Source organism: Pelistega ratti (assembly GCF_009833965.1).
GTDB lineage: Bacteria > Pseudomonadota > Gammaproteobacteria > Burkholderiales > Burkholderiaceae_B > Taylorella > Taylorella ratti.
This window is the reverse complement of the sequence record NZ_CP047165.1, coordinates 97,477-112,822: the sequence shown is the minus strand read 5'-3', so window position 1 is coordinate 112,822 and position 15,346 is coordinate 97,477. Positions and strand designations below refer to the sequence as shown.

Annotated in this window: 11 protein-coding genes and 1 tRNA gene; 4 read left to right on the top strand and 8 right to left on the bottom strand. The window is 36.9% G+C overall.

Annotated elements, in window-relative coordinates; translation table 11 throughout:
- Positions 1-64: 64 nt before the first annotated feature.
- The 7 genes from serS to F9B76_RS00345 form a co-directional block, all read right to left on the bottom strand.
- Positions 65-1,402 carry a serine--tRNA ligase gene (gene serS, locus F9B76_RS00375; protein WP_159990301.1) on the bottom strand — a complete coding sequence of 446 codons (1,338 nt, stop codon included), beginning with the start codon at positions 1,400-1,402 and terminating at the stop codon, positions 65-67.
- 50 nt (positions 1,403-1,452) lie between these two features.
- Entirely contained in the window at positions 1,453-2,487 is a 1,035-nt protein-coding gene (locus F9B76_RS00370; protein ID WP_159990300.1) for a threonine aldolase family protein, read from the bottom strand.
- 174 nt (positions 2,488-2,661) lie between these two features.
- Positions 2,662-3,690, bottom strand: a complete 1,029-nt coding sequence (gene adhP, locus F9B76_RS00365; protein WP_235914847.1) for an alcohol dehydrogenase AdhP — start codon at positions 3,688-3,690, stop codon at positions 2,662-2,664.
- 464 nt (positions 3,691-4,154) lie between these two features.
- A complete protein-coding gene (gene bamC / locus F9B76_RS00360; RefSeq protein ID WP_159990299.1) occupies positions 4,155-5,273 on the bottom strand; it encodes an outer membrane protein assembly factor BamC in 1,119 nt (372 codons plus the stop codon).
- Between the two features lie 18 nt (positions 5,274-5,291).
- On the bottom strand, positions 5,292-6,194 hold the full coding sequence (dapA, locus tag F9B76_RS00355; protein ID WP_159990298.1) for a 4-hydroxy-tetrahydrodipicolinate synthase: 903 nt from the start codon (positions 6,192-6,194) through the stop codon (positions 5,292-5,294).
- 534 nt (positions 6,195-6,728) lie between these two features.
- Entirely contained in the window at positions 6,729-7,361 is a 633-nt protein-coding gene (locus F9B76_RS00350; protein ID WP_159990297.1) for an L-threonylcarbamoyladenylate synthase, read from the bottom strand.
- 692 nt (positions 7,362-8,053) lie between these two features.
- A tRNA-Arg gene (locus F9B76_RS00345) sits at positions 8,054-8,130 on the bottom strand.
- Between the two features lie 465 nt (positions 8,131-8,595).
- On the opposite strand from F9B76_RS00345, the gene F9B76_RS00340 reads away from it, so the two are divergent.
- The 4 genes from F9B76_RS00340 to F9B76_RS00325 all read left to right on the top strand — a co-directional run bounded on the left by F9B76_RS00340 (position 8,596) and on the right by F9B76_RS00325 (position 13,182).
- Entirely contained in the window at positions 8,596-9,555 is a 960-nt protein-coding gene (locus tag F9B76_RS00340; RefSeq protein WP_159990296.1) for an NAD(P)H-dependent flavin oxidoreductase, read from the top strand.
- 222 nt (positions 9,556-9,777) lie between these two features.
- Positions 9,778-10,521 (top strand): enoyl-CoA hydratase/isomerase family protein, encoded by a 744-nt coding sequence (locus F9B76_RS00335; protein ID WP_159990295.1) that lies wholly within the window; start codon positions 9,778-9,780, stop codon positions 10,519-10,521.
- A gap of 237 nt (positions 10,522-10,758) precedes the next feature.
- Positions 10,759-12,018 (top strand): GntP family permease, encoded by a 1,260-nt coding sequence (locus F9B76_RS00330; RefSeq protein ID WP_159990294.1) that lies wholly within the window; start codon positions 10,759-10,761, stop codon positions 12,016-12,018.
- Positions 12,019-12,030: 12 nt separating this feature from the next.
- Complete coding sequence (locus F9B76_RS00325; protein ID WP_201289317.1) at positions 12,031-13,182, top strand: glycerate kinase; 1,152 nt, start codon at positions 12,031-12,033, stop codon at positions 13,180-13,182.
- Positions 13,183-13,249: 67 nt separating this feature from the next.
- Here the strand turns inward: F9B76_RS00325 and F9B76_RS00320 are convergent, their stop codons facing one another.
- Positions 13,250-15,310: a TonB-dependent receptor family protein gene (locus F9B76_RS00320; RefSeq protein ID WP_159990293.1), complete on the bottom strand. Its 2,061-nt coding sequence runs from the start codon at positions 15,308-15,310 to the stop codon at positions 13,250-13,252.
- Positions 15,311-15,346 lie beyond the last annotated feature (36 nt).

The following is a 15,346-nucleotide window of genomic DNA, read 5'->3' as shown; positions in this document are numbered from 1 at the left end:
ATCCAATTCCTTTTATGATAAACAATTCACTTAGGTTATTCTATAAATAACGCTTTAAACAAACCTACGGTTTTAGTACGTCAATACCACCCATATAAGGACGTAATACTTCAGGGATAATAATACTACCATCTGCTTGTTGGTAGTTTTCAATCACAGCTACTAAAGTACGACCAACCGCAAGACCAGAACCATTTAAGGTATGTACATATTCATTTTTACCCTGTTCATTTTTAAATCGAGCACCCATACGGCGTGCTTGGAATGCCTCACAATTAGACACAGATGAAATTTCTCGCCATGTATGTTGTGATGGAACCCATACTTCTAAATCATACGTTTTACTTGCGCCAAAGCCCATATCTCCTGTACAAAGAAGCATAACACGATAAGGAAGTTTTAATAATTGTAGAATTTTCTCGGCATGTGCTGTCATTTGTTCTAATGCCTCATAAGAGGTATCTGGCTGAACAATCTGCACCATTTCAACCTTATCAAACTGGTGCTGACGAATCATACCTCGCGTATCACGTCCACCACTCCCTGCCTCTGAACGGAAACAAGGACTATGGGCAGTTAAACGAAGCGGTAATGCCGATAAAGGAACAACACTTTCTCTTACGGTACTCGTTAAGGTAATTTCTGCAGTAGAAATCAAGTACATTTCCTCTTTAGGGATAGTCTGTCCATGCTCATCTACATCATCACCACCCTTTGTTACCCAGAACATATCCTCTTTAAATTTTGGTAATTGCCCTGTCCCAAATAAAGTCGCACTATTAACAATATAAGGGGTATAGCATTCGGTATAACCATGCATAGCAGTATGTGTATCTAACATAAACTGGGCTAATGCGCGGTGTAATCTTGCCATACCACCACGCATAAATGAAAAGCGTGAACCTGATAACTTAACAGCCGTATCAAACTCTAAGCCTAATTTTTCTCCTAAAGCGACATGATCTTGTACCGGAAAATCAAAGGTATCTGGCTCTTTATCTGATTGGTAGCCACCCTCAGGAAACCAACGACGTTGTTCCACATTATCATCACTATCTTTACCCAAAGGCACTGATTCATGCGGAAGATTTGGAATAGTCATTAACCAAGCATCTAATTCATTTTTAATGCTTGCTAATTTTTCTTCTAATTGTTTAAGTTTTTCAGGCACTTGAGCCGCTTGTGCCATCACAGCAGAAGCATCTTGTCCCTGTGATTTTAGCTTACCAATCTCTTTTGCTAAGGCATTACGACTTGCTTGAAGTGTCTCTGTTTCTACTTGTATGGCTTTACGAGCCGCCTCTAATTGGTTAAACCGATCCACATCAAACGATAAGCCTCTACGCGCTAACTGAGCTACCACAAAATCAATATCTTTACGCAATAAAACGGAATCTAACATAGTATTAATCTCTATTAATTTACATTTAAATTTTTACTGTATCACTTAGGCTATATCAATGTACTGCATTCTTTAATATCTTGAACCAACGTATCTATTTGACTACGTTGTGCATCCCATGCAAACATAAAACGTGCGCCACCACCAATAAATGTATAAAAGCGCCAACCTCTTTCTCGCAAACCATCCAATACTTTTTCTGGGGCTTTTAAGAAAACACCATTTGCCTGTACAGGGAACATTAATTCAACATTGGGTATATCTTTAATTTGTTCTGCTAAATATCGAGCACTCTCATTAGCACGACGAGCATTGGTTAGCCACGCATCATTTTTGAGCATACCTACCCATGGGGCAGATAGAAAACGCATTTTAGAGGCTAATTGCCCTGATTGCTTACAACGATAATCAAAATCTTCGGCTAAGTGTTTATCAAAAAACAAAACAGCTTCACCTACAGCCATACCATTTTTAGTACCACCAAAACAGAGAACATCCACCCCTACTTTCCATGTAATATCGGCAGGATCACATTGTAAAAACTCACAAGCATGAGCAAAACGCGCACCATCCATATGTAGTTTTAAATGATAGGTTTTACAAACATCTGAAATAGCCTTAATTTCGTCTGCTGTATAAACAAGCCCTGTTTCAGTCGGTTGTGTAATAGTTACAACTCGAGGTTTAGGAAAATGAATATCTGTACGACTTAATACTAAGGTACGGATAGCATCTGGCGTTAATTTACCCTCATGAGATGGGGCTATCAATAGTTTAGAGCCATTAGAAAAAAACTCCGGTGCACCACATTCATCAGTCTCAATATGTGCTGTAGAACTACAGATAACGCTATGATAGGACTGACAGAGTGAAGCTAATGCCAAGGAATTAGCTGCTGTACCATTAAACACAAAAAAAACTTCACAATCTATGCCAAAAAGTGTTCTAAATCCATTAGAAGCTAGCTCAGTCCATTCATCATCGCCATAAGCCATTGCTGAACCTTGATTTGCTTCTTGCATAGCCTGCCATGCTTCAGGACATACGCCAGCATAATTATCACTGGCAAATTGCTGCTCTTTCATATTTAACCTTCTACCTGTGGAATACTCTATTTTAACCGACATGTAAAATTTTTTAGTACGAAACCTTTATATTCTTAAATAAACATAAAAGCAGATACCCCAGTAGGTAATATCTGCCTTTATAGAGATATTTATTTTTAAATAAATATCATAATAATTTATAGGAATAAAATCCTATTTTTTCATATCAATCACCATACGACCTTGAATTTTACCATCACGCATTTCTTGGAAAATAGCATTGACTTCATCTAAGGTACGAGTTTGTACAATAGGTGCCACGATACCCTCTGCACCAAACTGAAATGCCTCTTCTAAGTCTTTACGAGTACCTACTAATGATCCAACTACCTCAATCCCATCAAATACCATTCGAGGAATAGAAAGTTCCATCATTTCTGGTGGCAGTCCCACAGCAACTACTCGACCACCTGCACGAACACACGCAACAGCAGAGGTAAAAGCTACTTTATTAACCGCTGTCACTACGGCAGCATGAGCACCACCTACTTTATCTTGTATTACTTTAGCAACATCTTCTTTTTGGGAATTAATCACTAAATCTGCCCCTACTTCTTGAGCAAGTGCTAATTTATCATCATTAATATCAACAGCGATAACATGAGCGCCATACACCTTTTTAGCATATTGAATAGCTAGATTACCTAAGCCCCCAGCACCATAAATAGCTATCCACTCACCTGGACGGACTTTTGAGACTTTAATGGCTTTATAAGTAGTTACCCCTGCACAAGTAATACTACTTGCTTGTGCTGGATCTAAATTATCTGGTACTTTAACCGCATATTTGGCTGATACGACACAATGTGTTGCCATCGCACCATCAACATTATATCCGGCATTTTTGACACTACGGCACAAAGTTTCTCTTCCTGTCACACAGTATTCACATATACCACAACTTTCAAATAACCATGCAATACTAACGCGATCACCAACCTTGAGATTCGTCACATCAGGAGCAATTTTTTTAACAATACCTACCCCTTCATGCCCTAGGATACGCCCCGGTTTTTTTCCATAATCACCTGCGGCAACATGTAAATCGGTATGGCATACACCACAATATTCCACTTCTACTAAAGCTTCTCCATTTTTAATTTCTGGAATATTGCGTTCAACGACTTCAACATTACCGTCAGAATTTGCTGTTACAACAGCTGCACGCATTTTACTCATCATAAGTCTCCTAAAAGTTAGGTTAATTAAAATCCTCATTCCTGAGGATACCGTAGCGTCCAACATCAATATTGGAACCACTTGATACCCGTCTGCCACTTAGTTTTCACCAAACTAGTCACAAACGTTATGGACAAACACTGTCCAAATTGCTTTCATCCATAACAATTTTGTTATTTTTGTTAGCTGATTAAATTTCAATTAACTTTTCTAATACCTTATATCTTCATAGCGAAGCATGGAGTTTTACGGCACTGAAAGATAAACATTCATTACTATCAGTATGCAATAATTTTGTCTTAAATTCAAGACAATCTATTCTTTGATAGATTTTTTCTAAGTATTTGTAAGTTCAATAGAAAACTCCTTAACTGATATACTTCCCACCTATTGAGGTAGGGGTATTGTATCCAGCTAAGGAGTCTGTAAATAATGCGTTAAGACGCTATCTTAGTACGTATTTATACTTATAAGAAATCACGAATAACGGTTAAAATACGTTGTGCTGTTTCAGAACGATCCACATTACCTTCACTATCTAAAACTGTTACGATAGATTGTGAACCACTTTGTGCAACATGGATAGTATAAGGTAATGGGGTTTTATTACCTTTATCTCCCCATAAGCGAGAGATAATGTTAGATGATTTACGTTTTTCACCCGTATCTGTATCTAAATAACGTACCACATAATTACCTGCCGCCGCATCTGTACGATCAATTGTAAAACCACTAGCTGTTAGGGCTTGACCCACTTGACGATACGCACTTTCACGAGAAGCAGCAATTGCTAAGGCAACATCACCATTAACAAAATTTGCCGTTGTTTGTACTTGTTGCACGGGTTGTGCTGTTTTCACCATTTCTTGTGCTTGTTGCTTAGGCGCACCTAAATATGCCATCAAGCGAGATAGCATAACAGCATTAAGTTCTTGGTCTTCATCAGCGGGCAACCATTTAAATTCTGTACCATCACGATCCATCTTGGTTTCTACCATGCGTTCATGACGGATATAAACTTCTGTTTTTCCATTGATACGCTCAAGACGTGTTGTAAAACGTTCTCGTTCCCCACTATCTGATACCATATCAATAATAGTACCTAATGTACGACGCAAGAAGTTATCAGGAATTTTGGCACGGTTTTCAGCCCAGTCCGTTTCAATAATACCTGCGGTTGGGTTTTCACGGTTAATAGTAAAACCTTCATTTCCCCAGAAAGCAATAATTTCTTGATAAACAGCAGAAGCATCTCGATTGATAACTAACCAACGTTTATCGCCAGAACGTAAAACTTGCATTTCACCATTTGTTGGTAATACCCCACCAGTCGCTTTATTTTGTTTTTTAGCATCTGCCATCGCTTTATCGTAAGCTGATGCGGATGCAACACCATTATGGGTAGAATATTGAGGGTTAATCTGTGCTTTTGATAAATCAGGTGGTAATGTTAAAGGCTCACCTCGTACAGTACTCTTATAATCAACCTGTTCGGCCGTCATTAGGTCATCAATTGTGCTACATGCCGTTAATGATAGGCCAATAAGTAATGTAGTGGCAACACGATTATTTATTTTAATACGCATTGTTATAAATCCTTTCAATTAAAGTAAATCGAGATCTTTTAATACTTTTTCGACTAAAATCTGATTGCTTTCAGTCAATGGACATAGCGGTAAACGATACCCTAATGGAGATAATCCCATTTTTGCTACTGCAAATTTTACAGGAATTGGGTTTGACTCTACAAATAATAAGCGATTTAGTGTTGATAATTTACCATTAAGTAAACGCACTTTAGCTAAATCACCCTCTAATGCTGCCATACACAATTCATGCATTAGTCGAGGAGCGACATTAGCCGTCACAGAAATATTAGCCTGACCACCTAACATAATTAATGCAGCCGCTGTAGGATCATCACCTGAATAAACCTGAAAATAAGTAGGTTTATCACGTAATAGTTCACCTAGACGAGCAATATCCCCTGTTGCATCTTTGATACCAATAATACCCGGAATTTGAGCTAAACGTAAAATCGTTTCATTACTCATATTTACTACAGTACGCCCAGGCACATTGTATAAAATGATGGGCAGAGTTGTCTGTTCTGCAATCTCTTTAAAATGTAGATAGAGTCCTTGCTGAGATGGTTTATTATAGTAAGGAACAACCGATAAACCAGCACTAGCTCCTGCTTTTTCTGCTTGTTGGGATAAAAATATGGCTTCTTTTGTTGAATTTCCGCCTACACCAGCAATAACAGGAATACGACCTGCCACATACTCTACAGCACGATGAATTAGTTCAATATGTTCATCAAAACTAATTGTCGGAGACTCTCCCGATGTCCCTACGACAACCAAGGCATCAGAACCTTCTTGAATATGCCAGTCAATCAACTTTTTATAAGCATTATAATCAATATCGCCATTTGGTAACATAGGCGTAACCAGCGCAGGAATACTACCTTTAAACTGCGGATATTGGGTATGATGCAATGCCATAAATAATTCACCCTAAAAGTTAAAAATAATAATGCTCTAGTTTAATAGAAAATAAGTAAAAGTTATAGGGATAATAAGGTTTTTCCAAAAAAGAATATGATTTTTTAAATAAAAAGGACGATTTATCATCCTATTTTTTAAAATTTTTTAAGTATAACTATTAAAAACGCCTAAACTTTCTTTTTTTCAACATTATTTTACTCGTATATATAACTAATATTACCAACTCTCTTCAATTAGAAAAGGATATAACGGAATAAAAGGTATTGTATTAAATTTAAACCTAAACAATGCCTTAGCCATATATAATAAACTTTATAACCAATATTACGAAGAAATCATAATCATGTTTAAAATTTAAACTATTTTACCTACTATTTACAGATTATTTCTTATATACATTACCTAGGCTTACTTTATTTGATGGGTAATGTAATCGTCCTTTCTGCTATTAGTGAATAAAAGGATTATGATGAGTAAATGATTAAATTAAATTAAATTAAATTAAATTAAATTTAATTTAAATAAAAACTATTAATCTATTTCTAACCCAAGTGTTTTAGGGTCTCCTGCCCCTATTCTTAATACGGCTGGCATTGATCCCGATAAATCAATAACGGTTGTTTCTTGTGGAGATACCCTACCAGCATCAATAATGCCATCTAATTGCCCTTTATAATCATCTATAAATTCATCACTGGAAACAAAGGCTCTTTCACCCTCTTCAGGGATAAAGGTAGTCGATAGTAATGGTGAACCAACCTCTTCAATTAATGAGCGTAAAATAGGATGTTGCGGAACTCGAATACCAATGGTTTTACGAGAAGGATGAGATACTCTTCTAGGTACTTCTTTTGTTGCCTCTAAAATAAATGTCCAAGGCCCAGGGGTTGCCATTTTTAGTAAACGATATTGTTGATTATCAACACGTGCAAAATGAGCTATCTCAGATAAATCACGACAAAGTAAAGTTAATAAATGTTTATCATCTAATCCTCTAATACGGCGTAGATTTTTAGCAGCATTAACATCATCTAAACGAGCAACTACTGCATAGCTTGAGTCAGTAGGAACAGCAACTAAACCACCCTCTTTAATAAGTAATGATGCCTGATGGATTAATCTAGCTTGAGGATTTTCTGGATGAATTTCAAATAAAACAGTCATAATAAATCTTTATATAAATCAATAATATACTAAATATTTTAAAGGATATTTTATATTCCAAATAATAAAAGCGGAATATACAGATGAAAAATATGAAATAATGAGTTTATTATTTTATGGTTTATATGGATAAACCATATTTATATTATTAATCTGAAGAAACTTTATTACCTATTTTATATTCTAATTGACTTAGTAATATCAACTTTTTAGGGTTGTATTAGATTAGCCGTTATATTAGTCCCTAAAAATGAAGATAACTTATTGTAAATAAAAGAAATTTGAACAGAGAACATAATTTATTTTTTGTGCTAGAAGTAATACTCAACTAGCAGCAGATATACTGGATATTAACTCTAATTCAGCGATACTTTTTTATCATAAGGAGAGGTAATTAATTTAGGAGTAATCTAATATAACCCCTAATCTTTTGTTGAATACTTACCCAGATAGATAACATCAAACTTATCTAGGAGTAAATAAACCGAATGAGGTACATAACCTCTATTTTTTGATAATAAAGTGAAGAATAGAAAGTTACCCAAAAATTTACCAAAATGTATAATTTGGTAGTGGCTTTTGTACCAACTACTACTTATTTTATATATTCTTATTTATTTTTTAGAAATTTCTTTTAAAATCAATGGTTTTTTATTTATTAATCTCTATTAATACTATTGATTTCTATAAAATGGCGCCCCCAGCGAGAATCGAACTCACAACCTACCGCTTAGAAGGCGGTTGCTCTATCCAGTTGAGCTATGGGGACGCTTTAAAACGTATAATTATACCTGATTTAACGTATTTTGCTAAAAATTTAATGCATTATTAATAAAAAATTGATATCACTATATCAATTAGGATATAAGCAATAAAGTGTCTTCATATTAATAATATAGGGGCGATATTAAATTAGCCGTTATATTAGCCCCTAAAAATGAAGATAACTTATTGTAAATAAAAGAAATTTAAATAGAGAACATAATTTATTTTTTGTGCTAGAAGTAATACTCAACTAGCAGCAGATATACTGGATATTAACTCTAATTCAGCGATACTTTTTTATCATAAGGAGAGGTAATTAATTTAGGGCTAATCTAACACAGTCCCTAGATTTTTATCCCCACCAAAAAATCAATATAAGGTTTTTCCCTATATTTTGAATAAGTTACTTGCTGATATACACAACTCCTTTTATAGTCATTAAAAGAGAATGATTTTTTAGGAGACAGCTATGCAACACACTATCGTAAAAAAACTCTATTCTTCCATGCGCTTACCTGTTATTGGCGCACCAATGTTTATTGTAGCTAACCCTCAGCTTATTATTGCCCAATGTTGTAATGGCATTATAGGATCTATGCCTGCACTTAATGCACGTACAACAGAGCAATTAGATGAGCAACTAGCACAAATTACCGAGGCATTATCAACTTCTACAGCTCCCCAAACAGCCCCTTATGCGATTAATCAAATTGTCCATCCCAGTAACTCACGCCTAGAAAAAGATATTGCTCTTTGCGAAAAATATAAAACACCCATTATTATTACTAGCCTTAGTGCACCAGCAGAAGTCGCTCAAGCTATTCATAAATGGGGTGGCATTGTTTTGCATGATGTTATTTCTATTCGCCATGCTGAAAAAGCATTGGAAGCAGGAGTAGATGGTTTAATCTTAGTTGCCAATGGAGCTGGCGGTCATGCTGGAACACTCAATCCTTTTGCACTAACCAGTGAAATTCGCCGTTTTTATCATGGGCCTGTTGCCTTGTCTGGTGCTATTTCTACAGGAGCAGGTATTTTAGCTGCTAGAGCAATTGGGGCTGATTTTGCTTATATTGGGACCCGATTTATCGCTACAACAGAAGCAAATGCTAGCCCTGAATATAAAGAGATGCTTATACAATCAAGTGCTAAAGATATTACTTATACCCCTTACTTTACAGGAGTTGCAGGCAATTATCTCTCACAAAGTATTATCAATGCAGGTATTGACCCTAATGTCCTTCATCAAGCAGATAAACATAAAATGAATTTTGGTGATAATGTACATCATGCCAAAGCTTGGAAAGATATTTGGGGCGCTGGGCAAGGTGTAGGAAGTATTGATCATATTATGCCTACTGCTGACCTTATCTCACAACTAGAGACAGAATATCAACAAGCTAAGGCTTATCTTAGCGAAGGTATTTAAACGACATTCATCATATTAGGCAAACTTATTAAGGGGCTGAAATAGATTAACTGTTATATTAGCCTCTAAAAGTGAATATAAACCATCGTAAATTAAAGAAACTTACAAAACCACTTAATTTTTTTTACTAGAAGCTACTATTCATTCAACTATTAATATGCTAGGTATCCAGCCGAACAGCTAATCTACTTCAGCCCCTTAATGATTCAAAGGAGACATATTATGGAAAAAATACTCTTAGCTATTGACCATAAAATAGCCACAATTACCTTTAACCGCCCACAAGTACACAATGCTTTTGATATAGATAGTTATAAATTACTCACCAAACACCTTCATTCTATGGCACAACATACAGATATCCATGCAGTTATACTTACGGGAGGAACAGCGGTTTTCTCTGCAGGGAATGATATAAACGATTTTGTTCACCAACTGAATAATAATGAACTATATCAAGGATTAGATTTTTTGCTTGCATTAAGACAAGTACCTATTCCAGTTATCGCCGCTGTTGAAGGTCATGCAATTGGTATTGGTACAACATTATTGCTACATTGTGATTTTGTATTTGCTGCAGAAAATGCTGTCTTTACCATGCCCTTTGTCCCCTTAGGGCTTTCTCCCGAAGGAGGATCTTCCGAACTATTAAGTCAGGTAGTAGGATTACGAAAAGCCCAAGAATGGCTCTACTTAGGAAGTAAAATTTCAGCCCAACAAGCAAAAGAAAGTGGTTTTATTCACGATATTACCCCTAACGGTGAATCCATAAAAACAGCACAGAAAGTCGCTCTACAACTAAGCCAGATGCCACGTACTTCCCTACTAGCCACCAAAGCCCTCTTACAAGCACACCAACATTTTGATATAAAGACCTGCTTTGAACGAGAGAAACAATACTTTACACAATGCCTACACAGTCCTGAAACACAAACGATTATGAAAAACTTTTTAAATAAAAAATAGTATATAAACTATTTTTTAATCACTTTTTCATAAGAGATAATAGATAAAAATCCATAAAATCATTGATAATAAAGAGAGTTTTCTAAAAAAATAAAAATTATTCAAATAATTTATAAAAACCTCTTAATGGACTTTTATCACTATTTACGAGTCGTTTACTGATAATACCAACTAAACCCAGCCACTTACATAAACGAATTCGATATAATCAATTAATTTTCTTTTATAGGAGCTATTATGCCAACGGTATCTGCTCTTGGAGCATTAGTCGCCTTAGTAATGGCTATTTTTCTGATTCTAAAAAAAGTTTCCCCTGCTTACGGTATGTTAGCAGGGGCATTAGTAGGTGGTTTAGTCGGTGGAGCTGATTTATCACAAACCGTTAGCTTAATGATTAATGGGGCGCAAACCATTACCACTGCTGTTATGCGTATTCTTGCTGCTGGCGTATTAGCAGGCGTATTAATTGATTCTGGTGCAGCTAATCGTATGGCTGAAACGATTACGCATAAACTAGGCGAAACACGCGCTTTATTAGCACTAGCTATTGCAACAATGATTCTAACTGCTGTGGGTGTATTTGTTGATGTTGCTGTTATTACCGTTTCACCTATTGCTCTTGCCTTAGCAAAACGTAGCGATTTATCAAAACCAGCTATCTTACTCGCTATGATTGGCGGTGGTAAAGCAGGTAATTTAATGTCACCAAACCCAAATGCTATTGCCACAGCAGATACCTTTCAACTTCCCCTCACCTCTGTGATGATGGCAGGTATTATTCCAGCTATCTTTGGTTTACTACTTACCTATTTTTTAGCAAAATACCTAAAAAACAAAGGTTCGACCGTTTCAACCCAAGAGGTTATCGAAGTAGAACAACAACATCTCCCCTCTTTTGCATCCGCTTTAGTTGCTCCCCTTTGTGCTATCTTATTACTAGCCTTACGCCCTTTATTTAATATTAATGTTGATCCTCTTATCGCTTTACCTTTAGGTGGATTACTCGGTGCATTATGTATGGGTAAAATACGTTATGCCAATAGTTACGCCATGAGTGGTTTAGCCAAAATGGCCCCTGTCGCTATTATGTTACTTGGCACAGGTGCTTTAGCAGGCATTATTGCCAACTCAGGATTAAAAGAAGTCTTAATTGAGGGATTAAAACTGTCTGGTTTGCCTGCCTATCTACTCGCTCCTATCTCTGGCTCTTTAATGTCGCTTGCCACTGCTTCTACCACCGCTGGAACGGCTGTTGCCGCCAATGTATTTAGCAGCACTTTACTAGAACTTGGCATTGGTAGCCTTGCTGCAGCGGCAATGATTCATGCAGGGGCAACTGTTTTTGATCATATGCCACATGGTTCTTTCTTTCATGCTACGGGGGGTAGTGTTAATATGCCTATACAAGAGCGTTTAAAATTAATTCCTTATGAAAGCGCTATTGGTTTAATTATGGCAGTGATATCTACCTTAATTTTTGGTGTATTGGGATTTTAAAATAAAGAGAAGATGATGAAAAAAATAGTCATAGCACCCGATTCTTTTAAAGAAAGTTTAACGGCATTAGAAGTTGCCAATGCCATTGAGACTGGTTTTAAACGTATTTTCCCTCATGTAGAATATATTAAACTACCCATGGCAGACGGGGGTGAAGGCACAGTACAATCCCTCATTGATGCGACACAAGGGAAACGTATTGAATGCACAGTTACTGCACCACTGGGTGAGCCAATCAAAAGTTTTTTTGGACTTTCAGGTGATGGTAAAACCGCTATTATTGAAATGGCGGCTGCATCAGGTTTACATTTAGTCGATCCAACCTTACGCAATCCCTGCAAAACCACTAGCTTTGGAACAGGTGAGTTAATAAAAAAAGCACTGGATTGGGGTGTTTCACATATTATTCTTGGGATTGGCGGTAGTGCAACAAATGATGGTGGTGTCGGTATGCTACAAGCCCTAGGCATACGCTTTCTTGATGCACATCAACAAGATATTGATTTTGGAGGTAGCCAATTATCCAAAATTACACATATTGATACCACACATTTAGACCCTCGTTTAGCACAGACCCAGATTGAAGTTGCCTGTGACGTAAATAATCCTCTTTGTGGTGAAAAAGGGGCTTCTGCTATTTTTGGCCCACAAAAAGGGGCTACACCTGATATGATAAAATCCCTTGATGCAGCATTGGCTCATTTTGCTACCATAGCACAACGTGATTGTGGTATCGATATTGCCACACCAGCTGGTACAGGTGCTGCAGGCGGTATGGGTGGTGGTTTATTACTATTGCCTAATGTACAACTAAAAGCAGGAGTACAAATTGTCATTGATAATCTACGTTTAGCAGAGTATATCAAAGAGGCTGATTTAGTTATCACAGGCGAAGGAAGAATGGATGCACAAAGCATTCTCGGTAAAACACCTATAGGCGTAGCACGTACTGCTAATCAACTAAATAAACCAATTATTGCTATTGTTGGTTGCTTACATGAAGATTATGAAGTGGTTTATCAACATGGTATCCATGCCGTCTTTCCGATTATTCATCAATTAGGGGATTTATCTGATATTCTTCGTCAAGGAGAGCAAAACCTTATTTCTACTGCACAGAATGTGGCTAAGTTGATTCAATTAAATATAAAAAAAGAACATTAAACACCTAAGCACAGTCATTCCCTATAAAAAACCCTTCGTACAACGAAGGGTTTATGACAATATACCGTTAGAATCGATACCTAATTTTCATACCTGCCGTAATATTTCTTTTACGAGCTGGCTCATAAAAACGACCATTCGCATCATTAATAACCACTGTCGCATAATCTTTATCAAATAAATTATTAACGCGAATATGGGTATCAATTTCCCAATTGCCTAATGGTTTTAAATAACCAGCATAAATACCAATATCACTATAGCTAGGTGCATATTGGCTATTGATATTATTCACAAAAATTTTACTACTATAACGCCAATCGGCACCGATACGCCAACCACGAGGGTCATTCCATGCAAGACTCGCATAAGCATTATGCTTTGCCACACCTGCAATTCGATTACCACTCCTAATCATTGTACCTACACTATCACGAAAACGTGCATCGACAAAGGTATAACTCAAAGTACCTTGTAGAGACTGCCATATATCCCCTTGCCAAGCAATTTCAGCACCTTGTCGGCGAGTTCTTCCCCCATTACGATAGGTTGCTCGTCCGTCAAAGGTTCCCGCAGAAATAATATCATCTTTCGTATCGCTACGGTATAAAGCTGCGGTGAGTAAACCTTCTCCAAATATCTGTTTAATCCCTATTTCATAATTATGGCTAGTCAATGGCTCTAAATCAAAGTTTAAACCAGCCACCCCATCAGGACGATAGCTCATCTCTAAAAAAGTACCTGTTTCAAAACCTTTACTATAAGAAGCATAAACTGTTGTCTGACTTGATGCCTGCCAACTTAATCCTATACTAGGTAAGAGTTGATGATCTCGTTTGCGTCCACTATCATCACCATTTGAAACATAAAAATCCTCTGATTTAAACCTTGTTGAACTATAGCGTAAACCACCCGTGAGTAACCAATCGGGTAAAAATTGCCAATTCAACTGAATATAAGGATCAATGGTATAAATCTGGTTTTTCTCATCTCGGCGTAATCTGCCTTTTACCCCATTTTGTACACCCCTAAAATTCTCATACCCTTTACGCTTATCCTGCATATAATCAAAAGCAAACCCCACAATAGTATGAATATCTTGATTAAAATAATGCTGCCAATAAGCATCTATACCCGCATAATGACGGGTAAAGTCAATAACACCTCCTGCATGACCCCTATTACGGATTTGGGTAATACGAGGAATAGGTAAATATTGTTCTAAGCGACGCTCACCTACATACGCATTGATATTAATCAGATTATAATCGTCTAGCGGTTGACGATAGCTCACCCCTAATTGCGTCTGCTGAACATCTTTACGCGCATTAAATTGCTCAATTGTTGAGGCAACCTGTTTACGGTTCTGCTTCCACTGTGTATAGCTTAATGCTCCAGGGTCTTGTGCTTTAATATCAGAGTGATTTAAGGTTAACGCCAAACTACCCTCTTGAGGCGTAGTCCAGTTTAGTTTCATATTCAATTGATTTTTACGGGCAGCACTATGATTTCGCTCACCAGCAGTAGTAAAACGGTTCACACTTAAAACATAATCGGGTATCCATTCACCATCACCCCCACCTTGAACTTTAAGCCCATAGTGCCAAGTACGATTATTTCCTCCACTACTATTTACCTCTATACCAGGTGGATTTTTCCCTTGCTCGGTTTGTACTAAAATTGTCCCTGCTGAAGAATTACCATATAAGGAAGAAAAAGGTCCTTTTAATACTTCTACTCGTCCCACGGAATTCACATCAATATGCGTAGTAACACCTTGACCATCAGGCATCGTAGCAGGAATACCATCTACATAAATACGTACACCTCGCACACTTGTGCGTGATCCGCGTGTAGAAAGATTAATATCCTGTGCATAATTTTCACGGGATGTCGCAACCAATCCGGGGATACCTTGTAACATATCACTAAAATTAACATTCATTTTTCCCTGTTGACGTACGGTATCACCCTCAATAATATTGATTGCAGCAGGTGCATGAAATGGATCCATTTCACTACGAATAGCAGTAACAGTGATTTCCTCTAATTGACTTGTCTGCTCTTCAGCATATGCAGGCATTACCAATGCTACTACACCAAGAACGGATAATTTTACTTTTTTCATTTTGTGATCCACGAATAAAAAGGGCGGATTACCCGC

What these genes read in the sequence shown, in the direction of transcription:
- serS (WP_159990301.1), bottom strand. Translation starts at nt 1,402, where the DNA reads ATGTTAGATTCCGTTTTATTGCGTAAAGATATTGATTTTGTGGTAGCT.
- F9B76_RS00370 (WP_159990300.1), bottom strand. Translation starts at nt 2,487, where the DNA reads ATGAAAGAGCAGCAATTTGCCAGTGATAATTATGCTGGCGTATGTCCT.
- adhP (WP_235914847.1), bottom strand. Translation starts at nt 3,690, where the DNA reads ATGATGAGTAAAATGCGTGCAGCTGTTGTAACAGCAAATTCTGACGGT.
- bamC (WP_159990299.1), bottom strand. Translation starts at nt 5,273, where the DNA reads ATGCGTATTAAAATAAATAATCGTGTTGCCACTACATTACTTATTGGC.
- dapA (WP_159990298.1), bottom strand. Translation starts at nt 6,194, where the DNA reads ATGGCATTGCATCATACCCAATATCCGCAGTTTAAAGGTAGTATTCCT.
- F9B76_RS00350 (WP_159990297.1), bottom strand. Translation starts at nt 7,361, where the DNA reads ATGACTGTTTTATTTGAAATTCATCCAGAAAATCCTCAAGCTAGATTA.
- F9B76_RS00340 (WP_159990296.1), top strand. Translation starts at nt 8,596, where the DNA reads ATGCAACACACTATCGTAAAAAAACTCTATTCTTCCATGCGCTTACCT.
- F9B76_RS00335 (WP_159990295.1), top strand. Translation starts at nt 9,778, where the DNA reads ATGGAAAAAATACTCTTAGCTATTGACCATAAAATAGCCACAATTACC.
- F9B76_RS00330 (WP_159990294.1), top strand. Translation starts at nt 10,759, where the DNA reads ATGCCAACGGTATCTGCTCTTGGAGCATTAGTCGCCTTAGTAATGGCT.
- F9B76_RS00325 (WP_201289317.1), top strand. Translation starts at nt 12,031, where the DNA reads ATGATGAAAAAAATAGTCATAGCACCCGATTCTTTTAAAGAAAGTTTA.
- F9B76_RS00320 (WP_159990293.1), bottom strand. Translation starts at nt 15,310, where the DNA reads ATGAAAAAAGTAAAATTATCCGTTCTTGGTGTAGTAGCATTGGTAATG.